Below are 15,226 nucleotides of genomic sequence, written 5' to 3'. Positions count from 1 at the left end.
GTATTTCATGGAAGAAGTATTTGAAATCAACCAATTTGAAATCGAAAACAGGCTTCGAAATCTCTGCTGGACAGTCAGCGGAGATTACAGCCTGAATCTGAAGCTGGATACTATTTCTTATTCCAAGTCCATTTATGTGTCCCTCTATGATGCTATAAAGCAGGGAGCCTTTTCAAAATATTTTGACCGGGATGCTTTTGGCCTTTATCTTGTGAAAAAGCTCTATTATGGGGCGGAGGAACAGCCTTTGACCAGTCTGGCCCAGCTTTGTGTGGACAGTGCTGTTTACAAAAAAATCAGCAGGGAACGAATAGGAGTGCTGGAGATTCGGAAAAAGGCTTTCGAGGATTTGATGGAGTATGACTTTACCAGGCTTGCGGCCTCTTTTATCGGCCAGATTCGCCTGGCTGTTATGCAGGAGGCGGTCTTGGGACCCAGAACGATGCAGAGCCGTATCCGCAAAGCGGCGGATATGCTTAAGAGACTTTGGAACACTGAGGATACCATGGCAGTGATCCAAACGGTGGATGAGCTTTATAACTGGCTGGCAGATCCTCATTTTGAGGAACGACACGGCTCCCTGGACAGGGTGCTTTCCGTAACTATGGAAGAACTTAGGGAGTTTCAATGGAAGGATTATCTGGAGGAAGAGGCTTATACGGAGGACTTCGATCAATATCTGTCCCGGGTGACCAATGCGGCTTCACGGATGCAGGAGCAAGAGGCAGAAGCGGAGGAAAAGAAACGGATACGGGCTAAGCGGATTCTGGTGGATCAGGAAGCCCTGGATAAAATGTATTCCTATATAGAGCTCAACTACGGACGGTCCTATCTCACGAAGTCAGAGCAGGAACGAGTAAACCGAAGCTTATGCCGGGGGGCCCATGGAGATTGCAGTCTGTATTTTACGGATGGTATCCTTTCCAATATGGTAAAGAAAAATTATCAGTCGGAGTATGCCAGACGGGCCAGGTCAGAAAATCTAAAGACCTATGGCCATTACATGCGTGTATCCCGGAGAAATGTGGAGCAGCTTTCCGATACCCTTCGCCGGGCGCTTACGGCCCGCAGCGAGCGAGAGACCATGCGCTCCGAGTTTGGAGTGATTGTGCCGGCAAAGCTTTGGAAGGTGGGGCGCAGTCGTGACAGGAAGCTTTTTGAGCGGGAGCTTCGAAAGGACAGCTCTGACTTTGCGGTGCATGTGCTGATTGATGCAAGCGGCTCACAGAGAAGGAGACAGAGCCTGGTAGCTCTGCAGGGGTATATTATCAGCGAGGCGCTGAGTGTGGTGGATATCCCGCACCAGGTAATGGGCTTTTGCACCTTTTGGGATTATACGGTTATGCAGCGTTATCGGGATTATGATGATCCACGTGAGGCGAATCAGAGGATTTTTGAGTTCTACGCATCCTCCAATAATCGGGACGGACTGGCGGTTCGGGCGGCGGCAGACAGCCTGATTAAGCGTCCGGAGGAGCATAAAGTACTTATCGTTCTCAGCGATGGCCGACCCAATGATATTATTGTAAACCGCCCTAACAGCAGAAATCCCCTGCCTTATTCCGGAGATTATGCAGTTCGGGATACGGCGGCAGAGGTTCGGAAGGTTCGTGCTATGGGAATCTCCGTACTTGGAGTATTTGCCGGGGAAGAGCAGGACCTGCAGGCGGAGCGGCGAATATTTGGACGGGATTTTGCCTATATTCGGGATATTATGAATTTTTCCGGTGTGGTGGGGCGCTACTTGCGCCGGCAACTGGATGATGTGGATTGATTTTGCGGAACTTAAAACAGCAGAAACTTGTCGGCGCACAGAAGAATTTACAGACACAAGTTTTTAGTGGCTGGAAATTATTCTAGACAATGGTGAGGTGAAAAGTTTCTGCGGAACTTAAAACAGCAGAAACTTGTCGGCGCACAGAAGAATTTACAGACACAAGTTTTTAGTGGCTGGAAATTATTCTAGACAATGGTGAGGTGAAAAGTTTCTGCGGAACTTAAAATAGGAGATATGAAAATGAAAGAATATGAAGTCGTACATGAGATTTTTAATCAATGTTCCGGCAACCAGATGAGGGATGTATTTATTGAGGAGGTAGAGATTGCGGATCTGGAAACTTACGTGACCAGTCGTCATCAGGACAAAGACTTTACCTTTGAACGGGAGGATCTGGAAGACGGAACTGTGATCTACCATGTGAATACATCAGGAATCCTTCAGCGGTATACCTTTACGGAGCTGTAAAAGGGCCAGTAATTGAAAAAAATCGGAAAAACCTGTAATTGGCATAAAAATTGTGATTAATAATCATAAATATATGCTGAATTTTCAGAAAAAAATCTTGCTGTAATACTTTTGCAGGTGTAAAATATAAGCATGAAACCTTTAAAAAAAGCTGCGGTTGAATGGGCTTATCAAATTTTTAATCAGCGGAAATGTAAGATGATTCAAATGAATCCTACCAAAAACCGCAGCCGAATGTTTCCGGAATTTTACCAGGGAGGTAATGGGTATGAAGGCTTATGAGATGATGATCGAGAACTTGAACAAATGTCCGGGCAATCAGATGCGTGATACGGAGATTCGGGAGATTGAGACCGACGATCTGGATGCTTATGTACAAAACTTACATAAGGACAAGAAGGTAAATATTGAAAAAGAAGTTATGAATGACGGATCCGTTGTATTCCATCTGGATCTGTCAGGAACCTTGATTCGCTATACCTTTACGGAGATTTAGACAGTGAGCGGAAAGTCTGCTGTAAAAGGAAATTTTACTTGAGGCTTTGCATATAACTGAAAGGTATGGAAAAGTCAAGAATTCAGGAGTTAAAAGATGGGTTGGGAAGAACGCTTTTTGCTGTTTCTGCAAGAGAGTATCCGAAATCCGGTATTAGACAGGGTAATGCAATTTATTACATCCTTGGGCGATGCGGGCTTTTTGGCAATCTTAGTCTGCATTGTCCTTTTGTGCATCAAAAAATACCGAAGAGCCGGGGCTGCTGCGTCCCTGTCGCTGATACTGGACTTTGTTGCGGTAAACCTTGTATTAAAAAATCTGGTGGCCCGAACCAGGCCTTATGATATGTTGGAGAATCTGCTTTTGATTACCAAACGGCCCTCGGATTGGTCCTTCCCTTCCGGTCATGCAGGAGCCTGCTTTGCGGTGGCAAGTGTCTTATTCTTCTGTCTGCCAAGGCGGTTTGGGATTCCGGCCCTGGTGTTAGCCGCACTGATTTCCTTTTCACGACTGTATGTGGGGGCGCATTACCCTACGGATGTGCTGGGGGGAATGGTGATCGGGTGCATTACCGGATGGATAGCATACAGGCTCTTGTGGAAAAAACCCAAAGATAAAACGGAGTAGTTTCGGAAGAACGGAGGAGAACGATGTTGGAGATTTTACAGATCATTTTAACTTACTTTATTCCAATTATTTTAGTACTCGTTTTGATTATCATTTTGGCCATGGGCTATGTAAAGGCTCCGCCGGATCGGGCATTTATTATTTCCGGTCTAAAAAAGGAACCGAAGATTCTCATTGGCCGGGCCGGTATTCGGGTTCCGTTTCTGGAACGCCTGGATAAACTCTACCTGGGCCAGATGACAGTGGATATTAAGACTGAGCAGTCAGTACCAACTACAGATTTTATTAACGTAAATGTAGACGCAGTGGCAAAGGTACGTATTGACCCTACCACAGAGGGCATCCGCCTGGCGGCTAAGAACTTTCTGAACAAGAACTCCGAGCAGATTACCAGGGACCTGCAGGATTCCCTTCAGGGTAATATGAGAGAGATTATCGGAACCCTGACCTTAAAATCCATCAACACGGACCGGGATTCTTTTTCCGATCAGGTAATGGAGAAGGCTTCCAAGGATATGAAGAAGCTGGGAATCGAGGTAGTGTCCTGTAACATTCAGAATGTAACGGATGAAAATGGTCTCATTAAGGATCTGGGCGCTGACAACACGGCAAAGATCAAAAAGGACGCATCCATTGCAAGGGCGCAGGCAGAACGTGACGTAGCCATTGCCCAGGCAGAGGCCAATAAAGCATCCAACGATGCAAGGGTTTTGGCAGAGACAGAGATTGCGGAGAAGAACAATGAGCTGGCCATTAAAAAAGCCGAGCTGCAGCAGGTTTCCGATACCAAACAGGCTATGGCGGACGCAGCCTACAAGATTCAGGAGCAGGAACAGGAAAAGGTGATTCAGACAGCTACCGTAAATGCCCAGATTGCAAAGGCAGAGCGTGAGGCGGAGCTTAGAAAGCAGGAAGTTCTTGTAAAGCAGCAGGCTTTGGAGGCTGAGATTAATAAAAAGGCAGATGCGGATCGCTACGCCGTAGAGCAGGCGGCGGCAGCGGCCCTGGCAAAGCGCCAGAGAGACGCAGAGGCTAAGAAGTATGAGGCGGAACAGGAGGCTACCGCCCGGAAATATCAGGCAGAGCAGGATGCCGAGGCGAAAAAGGCCCAGGCGGAAGCCAAGAAATACGAAGCAGAGCAGGATGCGCAGGCAAAGAAAGCTCAGGCAGAGGCTAACAAGTTCTCCATGGAGCAGGAGGCAGCCGGTATCCAGGCCAGAGGATCGGCGGAGGCGGAAGCCATCCGTGCCAAAGGTATGGCAGAAGCCGAGGCTATGGAGAAGAAAGCGGAGGCTTATCAGAAATACAACAAGGCAGCTATGGCGGAGATGCTTATCGGCGTGCTCCCGGATATTGCCGGAAAGATTGCAGAGCCGCTGGCTCAGATTGACAAGATCACCATTATCGGAAGCGGAGAAGACAAGGGTGTTGGCGATGTGGCCGGAAATGTGCCGGCTGTTATGGCGAAGCTTTTTGAGACCATGAAGGAGACCGTGGGTATTGATCTCTCCGAGATCATCAAGGCTGATACCTATGACGCCAAGGTCACAAGAAATATCAACGTCTCCGGACTGCCTGACGGACGGGAGGAAAAGTCAGACATCCCGCCGCAATAAGGAACGGAATAAGTATGAAAAAGAAAAGATACCTATGGCTTATAGCAGGTATCATACTTCTGCTTGTACTGACAGTAATGATAAAGAAAGGCGTAGAAAGGAAACAGAAAGAGGAATGTGCCATCACTGCAATGTATGTACCCTTTGGAAAGGGTTCTCATGTATTCATAGAGATTGAGGATCGGCATAATGTTTTTAGTGTATATGTTCGGGATGGGGATTGCAAGGTATATGATATCAATGGCAAAAAAATCGAATTTCATCAGCTTGTAAAAGGAAATGTGGTGAAAATATACGGAGACGGAATGATGGGCGCAGCGGCCATATTAACCAGGGGCAGCTATACCTGGAATTATGTAGACGCAGACGGCATAAATAAGACAGCTAAGGCAGAGGGCCTCCACGTTCTTAAGTGGGGAGATGAGCTGAGGAATATACGGCTGACGGTACCAACCGATTTGACACCGGATATTTATGATAAGCCTCAACAGGTAGAAGTGATTCGTTATAGCCGTTCCTTACTTGGCACAGAGGATATTCCGAAGGGTGAAAAGGTAACGGTTGTCCAAAAGGATGAAAACTTTGTGATTGAGAATGCCTCAGGTGATTATGTATACAGCGTTACCGGCATATGGGAAAATGGCAGGGTGGAGTTTGGATTTATGACTTCATCGAAATAAGTATAAAAAGAAGAAAGCACCGCTTTTGAAGCAGATCCCTTTCGTTAGACTTAGTTTTGTCTGACAAAAGGGCTGTACCTGCAAAAGGCTTGGCGCTTTCTTTTTTATATGGTCATTGGCAGAGATTTTTATCTGAGTAAAGCCGTTAATTTCTCCCCATCCCCATCAATCACGATGGTATTCCCCGTAGCGGCTTCTCCGCCCAGAATAAGCTTCGCTGCCAGAGTTTCCACATGCTTCTGCATATACCGCTTTAAAGGCCGTGCACCATATACGGGATCGTAGCCGTGTTCCGTAATAAAGGCTTTGGCATTTTCCGTAAGGGTGAGGGACAACTCCCGGTCAGCCAGGCGATGGTTCAGCTCTGCCAGCAGGAGATTGATAATGGACGAAATATCACTCTTACTTAAGGGCTTAAAGAGAATGGTTTCATCCAGCCGGTTTAGGAACTCCGGACGGAAATGATTCCTTAAGTCATTCATTACCAGATTCTGGGCTTCCTTCCGGATATTTCCCTGGTCATCAATGCCATCCAGAAGATAGGAGGAACCGATATTGGAGGTCATAATCAGGATGGTATTCTTAAAGTCTACCGTGCGTCCCTGGGAATCGGTAATCCGTCCGTCGTCAAGTACCTGCAGAAGGACATTAAATACATCCGGATGGGCTTTCTCAATCTCATCAAATAGCACCACGGAATAAGGCTTCCGGCGAACGGCCTCCGTAAGCTGACCGCCCTCCTCGTATCCTACATATCCCGGAGGCGCTCCAATGAGGCGGGAGACGGAATATTTCTCCATATACTCGCTCATGTCGATGCGGACCATGTTTTGCTCATCATCAAAGAGGCTGGCGGCCAGAGCCTTGGCAAGCTCCGTCTTTCCAACGCCTGTAGGTCCCAGAAACAGGAAAGAGCCAATGGGCTTGCTGGGATCTTTGATCCCCGCCTTTGAACGGATAATGGCTTCGGATACCAGAGTTACCCCCTCATCCTGGCCAATGACACGTTTATGAAGCTCCTCGTCCAGATGGAGGGTTTTGTTTCGCTCGCTTTCTGTCAGCTTTGCCACAGGAATTCCCGTCCATCGGGAGATGATGCGGGCAATCTCGTCCTCAGTGACAGCCTCATGAACCAAAGATAAATCGGTTTTATTGATAGCTTCCTCATCCTGCTCCAGCTGCTTTTGAAGCTGGGGAAGCTTGCCGTATTGCAGCTCGGCGGCTTTATTCAGATCGTAATTCTGCTGAGCTGTCTGAATCTGTTTATTGATATCTTCAATTTCCTCTCGAAGCTTGGAAAGGCGTTCCACAGAGGTTTTCTCGTTGTCCCATTGGGCTTTCTTTCCGTTGAATTCATCCCGAAGCTCTGCAAGCTCTCGCTGAAGATTCTCCAAACGCTCCTGGCTTAATCGGTCAGTCTCCTTTTTTAAAGCCGCTTCCTCGATCTCTAATTGCATAATTTTCCGGCTTAGCTCATCCAGCTCGGCAGGCATGGAATCCAATTCGGTCTTGATCAATGCACAGGCTTCGTCCACCAGATCAATGGCCTTGTCCGGGAGGAAACGATCGGAGATATAGCGGTTGGACAGGGTGGCTGCGGATACCAGGGCCGCATCGGTAATCTTAACTCCGTGAAAGACCTCATAGCGCTCCTTTAATCCTCTTAAGATAGAAATGGTATCCTCCACCGTAGGTTCGTCCACCATAACCGGCTGGAACCGCCGTTCCAGAGCTGCATCCTTTTCAATATACTGGCGGTATTCGTCCAGGGTTGTGGCTCCGATACAGTGGAGCTCTCCTCTGGCAAGCATGGGCTTTAGCATATTGCCTGCATCCATGGCACCGTCGGTTTTTCCGGCCCCTACAATCAAATGAAGCTCGTCAATAAAGAGAATAATCTGTCCGTCGCTTTTACGGACCTCGTCAAGAACGGCTTTCAGACGTTCCTCAAATTCTCCCCGGTATTTGGCTCCGGCCACCAGAGCGCCCATATCCAGAGCAAAAAGCTTCTTATCCTTTAATCCCTCCGGTACATCTCCCCGAACAATCCGCTGGGCAAGTCCCTCAATGGCGGCAGTCTTACCCACGCCGGGTTCTCCGATAAGAACCGGATTGTTTTTCGTCTTTCTGGACAAAATACGGATAATATTACGGATCTCCGCATCCCGGCCAATGACCGGATCAAGCTTCTGCTCCCTGGCACGCTCCACCAAATCGGAGCCATATTTATTTAAAGTGTCATAGGTGGCCTCCGGGTTGTCACTGGTGACACGCTGATTGCCACGGACAGTAGACAGAGCCTGCAAAAAGCGGTCTCTGGTAATCCCGTATTCTTTGAAAATCTCTTTTATGGAAGGACTGGGATTGCCAAGCAGGGCAAGAAACAGATGCTCCACGGAAACATATTCGTCTCCCATCTGTTTTGCCTCGTCCTCGGCGCTTATGAGTACCTTATTTAAATGCTGCCCCACATAGGGCTGACCGCCGGACACCTTTACACGCTTGTTTAAAGCCTGTTCTACCCGATTTACAAAATACTCCGTCTGAATCTCCATCTTGGAAATCAGCTTTAAGATGAGACTGTCCTCCTGACGGAGCAGGCTCATAAGCAGGTGCTCCTGCTCTAATTCCTGATTGCCGTATTCATAGGCAGTCTTTTCCAGGTCATTCACAGCCTGTATGGATTTTTGTGTGAATTTGTTAATGTTCATAATCTGCCTCCTATTTAAAATCACTGCGTGATGGCACTAAAGGGTAAAGTCGCTTCGGTGCACCCATAATGAGAGGAACTTTCATTCGAAAGGGCACTCATGAAAGTTCCTCTCGTGCACCTTTGCGACTTTACCAGTACCGCTGCAATTAAAAAGCCCCATATCCCATGCTTATGCATGTGATACAGGGCCTTGTTCACTTGTTTACACCTAGTATATATCACTCCGCCGGGAAAAATGCAATAGTTTTTTTCTAAAAAAATTCTAAAGATCCTGGTGCAAAGGGGATTATTTCTAAAAAAATCATAAACCGACTTGACAAAAAGAAAGCATAGTGATATTTTTATGTTAGCACTCAAAAGGGCCGAGTGCTAATAGCAAGAAAAACAACCATAAAAGAGGTGAGGAAGTGGAACTGGATGAGAGAAAACTGAAAATCCTGCAGGCAATCATCCGCAATTATATGGAAACAGGAGAGCCCGTAGGCTCCAGAACCATTTCCAAGTATTCGGATTTGAACTTAAGCTCCGCAACCATCCGTAATGAAATGTCGGACTTAGAGGAGATGGGCTACATCCTGCAGCCTCATACTTCAGCCGGAAGGATTCCGTCGGACAAAGGCTATCGTCTCTATGTAGATCGCATGATGGAAGAAAAGGATCAGGAGGTCAATGAGCTGAAAGAGCTGATGATTGAACGGACCGATAAGATGGAACGGGTGCTTAAGCAGGTGGTGAAAGTTCTGGCGGCCAATACTAATTATGCAACCATGGTATCGGCACCTACTTATCATCAGAAGAAGCTGAAGTTCATCCAGCTTTCCAAGGTAAGCTCCACACAGATTCTTACTGTCATTATGATGGACGGGAATCTGGTGCGGAACAAGGTGATTCCCGTAACGGAGGAGCTTGACCAGGAGACGGTGCTCAAGCTGAATATCCTGTTAAACAGTGTTCTGAACGGGCTGGCCATTGAGGAAATTAATCTGGCCATGATTAAGAGCTTAAAGGAGCAGGCAGGAGCTCACAGTGAGCTGGTAGCTGATGTGATTGATGCGGTGGCTGAGGTGATTCATTCGGAAGAAGAGGTAGAGATTTATACCTCCGGAACCACCAACATTTTCCGTTATCCGGAGTTGTCCGAGAATGGAAAGGCCAGTGAGATTTTAAGCACCTTTGAGGAAAAGCAGGAGCTGACCGATCTGGTAAACCGGACCTTGGAGGGCGGTACGGGCCAGGGCATACAGGTGTATATCGGGCAGGAGCTTCCGGTGCAGGCCATGAAGGACTGCAGTGTGGTGACAGCCACCTACGAACTGGGAGACGGACTGCGGGGCACCATTGGTATCATAGGGCCGAAGCGAATGGACTATGAAAATGTGGTGAATACCTTAAAAACCCTCACGGAACAGTTGGATGAGATATATAACAGAAAGCAGGAATAAGGAAACGGAAAGGGGTAAAGACCCGTGGAAAAGGAAATGAATCAGGAAGAGATGACAAAGGAGGAAGAACTCCAAAAGGAAGCTGCCGGTGCTGAACAGGAGCAGGAATTGGAACAGCAGGAAGCAGGGGAACCAGAAGAACCGGCGGAAGAAAAAGAAACAGAAGCCGGTGAGGAAGCCTCTGAGGAGCCCAAGGAGAAAAAGGAAAAATCCTTTTTAGGAAAAAAGAAAAAGAAAAAGGACCCCAGGGACGAAAAGATAGATGAGCTAGAGGACCGGGTAAGGCGCCAGATGGCGGAGTTTGACAACTTCCGCAAGCGCACGGAGAAAGAGAAGTCTCATATGTACGAGGTTGGAGCCAGGGATGTGATTGAGAAGATTCTCCCGGTGGTCGATAACTTCGAGAGAGGCATAGCAGCCGTTCCGGAAGAAGAGCGAACCAATCCTGTGATTGAGGGAATGGATAAGATTTACAAGCAGCTTATGACAGTGCTGACAGATTTAGGTGTGGCGCCCATAGAAGCCGCCGGCCGGGAATTTGATCCCAATCTTCACAATGCGGTGATGCACATAGAGGACGAAGAGCTGGGAGAAAATATTGTAGCGGAAGAGTTTCAGAAAGGTTATACCTACAAAGAAAGCGTTATTCGTCACAGCATGGTGAAAGTAGCGAACTGATGCGCAAGGTGAATTGACCGTAGGTCAAGAGAAGGTCCCTTGGGGGAAAGCTCGCACATGAAGGAAAGCAAGGCTTTCCTAAGTTTCACTGCGAAATAAATATATTAACAACTAACTAACAATAAATGAGGAGGTCTCTATTATGAGCAAAATTATTGGAATCGACTTAGGAACAACAAATAGCTGTGTAGCAGTTATGGAGGGCGGAAAACCAGTGGTAATCGCCAATACAGAGGGAGCAAGAACCACACCGTCCGTAGTGGCATTCACAAAGACCGGAGAGCGTCTGGTAGGTGAGCCCGCAAAGCGTCAGGCAGTAACCAACTCCGAAAAAACCATTTCTTCTATTAAGAGAGATATGGGTACGGATCACAGAGTAACAATTGATGACAAAAAGTACTCTCCCCAGGAGATTTCCGCTATGATTCTTCAGAAGCTGAAAGCAGATGCGGAGAACTATCTGGGCGAGAAAGTAACCGAAGCCGTTATCACCGTTCCGGCCTACTTCAATGATGCTCAGAGACAGGCTACCAAAGATGCAGGTAAGATTGCCGGCCTGGATGTAAAGCGTATCATCAACGAGCCTACGGCCGCAGCACTGGCTTACGGTCTGGACAATGAAAAAGAGCAGAAAATCATGGTATACGACTTAGGCGGCGGTACTTTCGATGTGTCCATCATTGAGATTGGCGACGGCGTTATCGAGGTTTTGGCAACAGCCGGTGACAACCGTCTGGGCGGCGATGATTTCGACCAGAAGATTACTGACTATATGCTGGCAGAGTTCAAGCGCACCGAGGGTGTGGATCTCTCCGGTGACAAGATGGCGCTCCAGAGACTGAAAGAGGCGGCAGAGAAAGCGAAGAAAGAGCTTTCCAGCGCAACTACCACCAATATCAACCTGCCTTTCATCACAGCCACCTCCGAGGGACCCAAGCATTTTGACATGAACCTTACAAGAGCAAAATTCGACGAGCTGACCCATGACCTGGTTGAGCGCACCGCAAATCCTGTTCAGGCAGCTTTAAAGGATGCAGGCATTACGGCGTCTGAGCTTGGAAAGGTGCTGTTAGTAGGCGGTTCCACCCGTGTTCCGGCCGTACAGGATAAGGTAAAACAGCTGACAGGACATGAGCCCAGCAAATCACTGAATCCGGATGAGTGTGTGGCTCTCGGTGCTTCCATCCAGGGCGGCAAGCTGGCCGGCGATGCAGGCGCAGGCGATATCCTGCTTTTGGATGTAACCCCATTGTCTCTGTCCATCGAGACTCAGGGAGGTATTGCAACCCGTCTTATTGAGCGTAATACAACCATCCCCACCAAGAAAAGCCAGATCTTCTCCACAGCAGCAGATAATCAGACAGCCGTGGATATTAACGTAGTACAGGGCGAGCGCCAGTTTGCAAGAGACAACAAGTCCTTAGGACAGTTCCGTCTGGACGGAATTCCTCCTGCAAGACGTGGAATGCCCCAGATTGAGGTAACCTTTGACATTGACGCCAACGGTATCGTAAATGTTTCCGCAAAGGATCTGGGAACCGGCAAGGAACAGCACATTACTATCACTGCAGGCTCCAACATGTCCGACAGCGACATTGAGAAAGCCGTAAAGGAAGCGGCGGAATTTGAAGCACAGGATAAGAAGCGCAAAGAGGGCATTGATGCCAGAAATGACGCAGATGCCATGGTATTCCAGACCGAGAAGGCCCTGGAGGAAGTGGGAGAGCAGATTGATGTTGCTGACAAGTCCGCAGTAGAGGCAGAGCTTACTTCTCTGAAAGCGGTTCTGGAGAGAACCAAGGATCAGCAGGAGCTTTCCGATTCCGAGCTGGATGAGCTGAAATCCGGCAAGGAGAAGCTGATGAATGCGGCCCAGAAGGTATTCGAGAAAGTATACGCCCAGGCACAGGCAGCCCAGGGCCAGGCAGGACCAGGTCCGGAAATGGGCGCAGGTGCAGGACCGGCCGACGACGTGGTTGACGGAGATTATCGAGAGGTATAAAGTAAGAAAGCCGGACCGGTTTGGACTGGTAAAGCTAAATCGCTGCAGAAGGCTGTAAAACAGATTCCAAGGAAAGTGAACAAACGATCTGTCCGCTTTCCTTGGAATTTGGCTGTATTTATCTGATTGAACTATAATTGTCTTACAATGAAAGATCCTTTTCTGCGTAGCAGAAAGCTAAGTTCAGGGATGCACCATGCACCACTGCCGACTTTCATTTATGGTGGTGCGCCAATGGGATGCATGTGGGTTTATTATAATGGCTGACAGTTTAATGGCAGGAGAAATGAAGAAGTATTCAAAAAGGGGAAATAAAGATTTGGAAATAATTTTCCGAATCAACCTGGATGACGCAGCAGGTGCGTCAGATGGAGGAAAGAATGGCAGAACAGAAAAGAGACTATTATGAGGTCCTGGGCATAGACAAGAATGCGGATGATGCCGCAATTAAGAAAGCGTACCGCCAGCTGGCAAAAAAATATCATCCGGATATGAATCCCGGAGATCAGGAAGCGGAGAAAAAGTTCAAGGAGGCATCCGAGGCTTACGCAGTATTGAGCGATCCGGACAAACGCCGTCAGTACGATCAGTTTGGCCATGCGGCCTTTGAGGGCGGCGCCGGCGGAGGCGGCTTTGGCGGTTTTGATTTTACCGGCGCAGATATGGGAGATATCTTTGGGGATATTTTCGGCGATCTGTTTGGCGGCGGCCGCAGCCGGAGGGCTAACAATGGACCTATGCAGGGAGCGAACATAAGGGCACAGATTCGCGTCACCTTTGGGGAGGCCGTATTTGGCTGTGACAAGGAGATTGAACTTACGCTGAAAGACGAGTGCGATAAGTGTCATGGTACGGGAGCAAAGCCGGGCACCTCTCCCATTACCTGTTCCAAGTGCGGAGGAAAGGGCCAGGTAGTTTATACCCAGCAGTCTCTCTTTGGCATGGTACAGAATGTGCGCACTTGTCCCGATTGTAACGGAACGGGTAAGGTAATTAAGGAAAAATGTCCGGACTGCTATGGAACCGGCTATATCTCAAATAAGAAGAAGATTGCCGTGACCGTACCGGCAGGAATTGACAACGGACAGAGCATTCGTATCCGGGGCAAGGGAGAACCGGGCGTGAACGGCGGTCCCAGAGGAGATCTTCTGGTGGAGGTACTGGTAAGCAGACATCCCATTTTCCAGAGGCAGGATACAAATATCTATTCTACAGCGCCTATCAGCTTTGTAACGGCTGCTTTGGGAGGCACTGTGCGGATTAAGACTGTGGACGGCGAGGTAGAGTATGATGTAAAGGCCGGAACACAGACGGATACCCGTGTGCGCTTAAAGGGCAAGGGAGTGCCGTCCCTGCGGAATAAGAATGTGCGTGGGGATCATTATGTAACCTTGGTAGTTCAGGTTCCCACGGATTTAAGCAAGGATGCCAAGGAAGCTCTGCGTGCTTATGATGATGCCGTAAATGGCGTGTCCAATTCCGGAAAAAGCGGAAAAGGAAAGAAACGGTTTATGGACAAGGTGAAGGAAGCCTTGGATGAATGAAGTGTGATAAAGATTTCAAAGATAAATTTGGCGCTGCGGAAGTAAGAAATACATTATCCGCAGCGCCAAACTGTATCATGAAACTGTAATTCATGAACACCATTATATCCTATCAAATATGTAGCAGATTTTTTTACTAATATTATACATAAACAAGTAAAGTCTGCCCTTCCAAGTGACAGGTGTTAGGGTGTACCCGCAGGGTATGAAATGCCAGACTTAAGCGGTTGCAGTTCTTACCTCCAAAGCGGTAAGGCGTTTTTCAAAGTTATCCATAGCACGGAGCAGGATATTAATGGTTTCTGCTTCATTTTTTGTGATTCGATAGATATCTTTTAGCCCCTCGAGCTGATGCTCAATTTTGTCAAAACGTTTTTCATTCTTTTTATCGTAACGATCCATTTCATCAAATAGCATGGATTCTGATTTGTAAATCATTTTTTTCATTTGTTTAGTCATGCGGGTCTCAGACTCCTGAATAGACTTTTGAATCAGTCCGGTCGTGCGGGTCTCAGACTCCTGAACAGATTTTTGAATCAGTCCGGTCATGCGGGCCTCAGACTCCTGAATAGATTTTTGAATCAGTCCGGTCGTGCGGGTCTCAGACTCCTGAATAGATTTTTGAATCAGTCCGGTCGTGCGGGTCTCAGACTCCTGAACAGATTTTTGAATCAGCCCGGTCATACGGGTCTCAGACTCCTGGATCAGCCCGGTCATACGGGTCTCAGACTCCTGGATCAGTCCGGTCATGCGGGTTTCAGACTCCTGGATCAGCCCGGTCACGCAGGTTTCAGACTCCTGGATCAGCCCGGTCACGCAGGTTTCAGACTCCTGAATCAGCCCGGTCATGCGGGTTTCAGACTCCTGAATCAGCCCAGTCATGTGGGTCTCGGAACCCTGAATCAGCCCGGCCATACGGACCTCGGATTCCCGAATAGCATGTTCCACTATTTCGGCAATAGCCGAAAGATCATTTGAATCTAACAAGATTATCCTCCTTTCACTTCCAAAATGGAAAAGTATAATCGAAACAGCATCTTTTGAAAAGGTATTTTTAAGTATAATAGATCCCGCTTTAAAATACCAGTCCATTAAAAAAAACCTTTTACAATTGTCAAATTAATTTTACCAGTACCTTTTCCAAAAGAATGGTTTAGAAGAAAGATATCCCGCTACATGAAAT

General features: G+C 47.8%; 13 protein-coding genes. 11 read left to right on the top strand and 2 right to left on the bottom strand.

What is annotated here, in order from left to right; genetic code table 11:
• Positions 1-7 precede the first annotated feature (7 nt).
• The 6 genes from VSQ61_RS03430 to VSQ61_RS03405 all read left to right on the top strand — a co-directional run bounded on the left by VSQ61_RS03430 (position 8) and on the right by VSQ61_RS03405 (position 5,664).
• On the top strand, positions 8-1,774 hold the full coding sequence (locus tag VSQ61_RS03430; RefSeq protein WP_334343035.1) for a cobaltochelatase CobT-related protein: 1,767 nt from the start codon (positions 8-10) through the stop codon (positions 1,772-1,774).
• Positions 1,775-2,017: 243 nt separating this feature from the next.
• Positions 2,018-2,245 carry a hypothetical protein gene (locus VSQ61_RS03425; protein WP_334343034.1) on the top strand — a complete coding sequence of 76 codons (228 nt, stop codon included), beginning with the start codon at positions 2,018-2,020 and terminating at the stop codon, positions 2,243-2,245.
• A 268-nt stretch (positions 2,246-2,513) separates the two neighbouring features.
• On the top strand, positions 2,514-2,741 hold the full coding sequence (locus tag VSQ61_RS03420) for a hypothetical protein (protein ID WP_334343033.1): 228 nt from the start codon (positions 2,514-2,516) through the stop codon (positions 2,739-2,741).
• Between the two features lie 96 nt (positions 2,742-2,837).
• A complete protein-coding gene (locus VSQ61_RS03415) occupies positions 2,838-3,368 on the top strand; it encodes a phosphatase PAP2 family protein (RefSeq protein WP_334343032.1) in 531 nt (176 codons plus the stop codon).
• Between the two features lie 23 nt (positions 3,369-3,391).
• Positions 3,392-4,984, top strand: a complete 1,593-nt coding sequence (locus tag VSQ61_RS03410) for a flotillin family protein (RefSeq protein ID WP_334343031.1) — start codon at positions 3,392-3,394, stop codon at positions 4,982-4,984.
• Between the two features lie 14 nt (positions 4,985-4,998).
• Positions 4,999-5,664 carry a hypothetical protein gene (locus tag VSQ61_RS03405; RefSeq protein ID WP_334343030.1) on the top strand — a complete coding sequence of 222 codons (666 nt, stop codon included), beginning with the start codon at positions 4,999-5,001 and terminating at the stop codon, positions 5,662-5,664.
• Positions 5,665-5,792: 128 nt separating this feature from the next.
• On the opposite strand, the gene clpB is transcribed toward VSQ61_RS03405, so the two are convergent.
• A complete protein-coding gene (gene clpB / locus VSQ61_RS03400) occupies positions 5,793-8,375 on the bottom strand; it encodes an ATP-dependent chaperone ClpB (protein WP_334343029.1) in 2,583 nt (860 codons plus the stop codon).
• 409 nt (positions 8,376-8,784) lie between these two features.
• Here clpB and hrcA point away from each other — a divergent pair, with 409 nt between their 5' ends.
• From hrcA to dnaJ, 5 genes are all read left to right on the top strand, one after another.
• Positions 8,785-9,819, top strand: a complete 1,035-nt coding sequence (gene hrcA / locus VSQ61_RS03395) for a heat-inducible transcriptional repressor HrcA (RefSeq protein ID WP_334343028.1) — start codon at positions 8,785-8,787, stop codon at positions 9,817-9,819.
• A gap of 36 nt (positions 9,820-9,855) precedes the next feature.
• Positions 9,856-10,497: a nucleotide exchange factor GrpE gene (gene grpE / locus VSQ61_RS03390; RefSeq protein ID WP_334343240.1), complete on the top strand. Its 642-nt coding sequence runs from the start codon at positions 9,856-9,858 to the stop codon at positions 10,495-10,497.
• Between the two features lie 142 nt (positions 10,498-10,639).
• Complete coding sequence (gene dnaK / locus VSQ61_RS03385; RefSeq protein ID WP_334343027.1) at positions 10,640-12,499, top strand: molecular chaperone DnaK; 1,860 nt, start codon at positions 10,640-10,642, stop codon at positions 12,497-12,499.
• A gap of 286 nt (positions 12,500-12,785) precedes the next feature.
• Positions 12,786-12,908 (top strand): hypothetical protein, encoded by a 123-nt coding sequence (locus VSQ61_RS03380; RefSeq protein ID WP_334343026.1) that lies wholly within the window; start codon positions 12,786-12,788, stop codon positions 12,906-12,908.
• Positions 12,880-14,043 (top strand): molecular chaperone DnaJ, encoded by a 1,164-nt coding sequence (gene dnaJ, locus VSQ61_RS03375; RefSeq protein WP_334343025.1) that lies wholly within the window; start codon positions 12,880-12,882, stop codon positions 14,041-14,043. The genes VSQ61_RS03380 and dnaJ overlap by 29 nt, the downstream gene beginning before the upstream one ends.
• Positions 14,044-14,262: 219 nt before the next feature.
• On the opposite strand, the gene VSQ61_RS03370 is transcribed toward dnaJ, so the two are convergent.
• Positions 14,263-15,030, bottom strand: coding sequence for a hypothetical protein (locus VSQ61_RS03370; RefSeq protein WP_334343024.1), 768 nt, complete (start codon positions 15,028-15,030; stop codon positions 14,263-14,265).
• Between the last annotated feature and the right edge of the window lie 196 nt (positions 15,031-15,226).

Source organism: Candidatus Merdisoma sp. JLR.KK006 (assembly GCF_036941035.1).
Classification (GTDB): domain Bacteria; phylum Bacillota; class Clostridia; order Lachnospirales; family Lachnospiraceae; genus Laedolimicola.
Note: the sequence above shows the minus strand (reverse complement) of the source record. Positions and strands in the feature narration are given on the sequence as shown.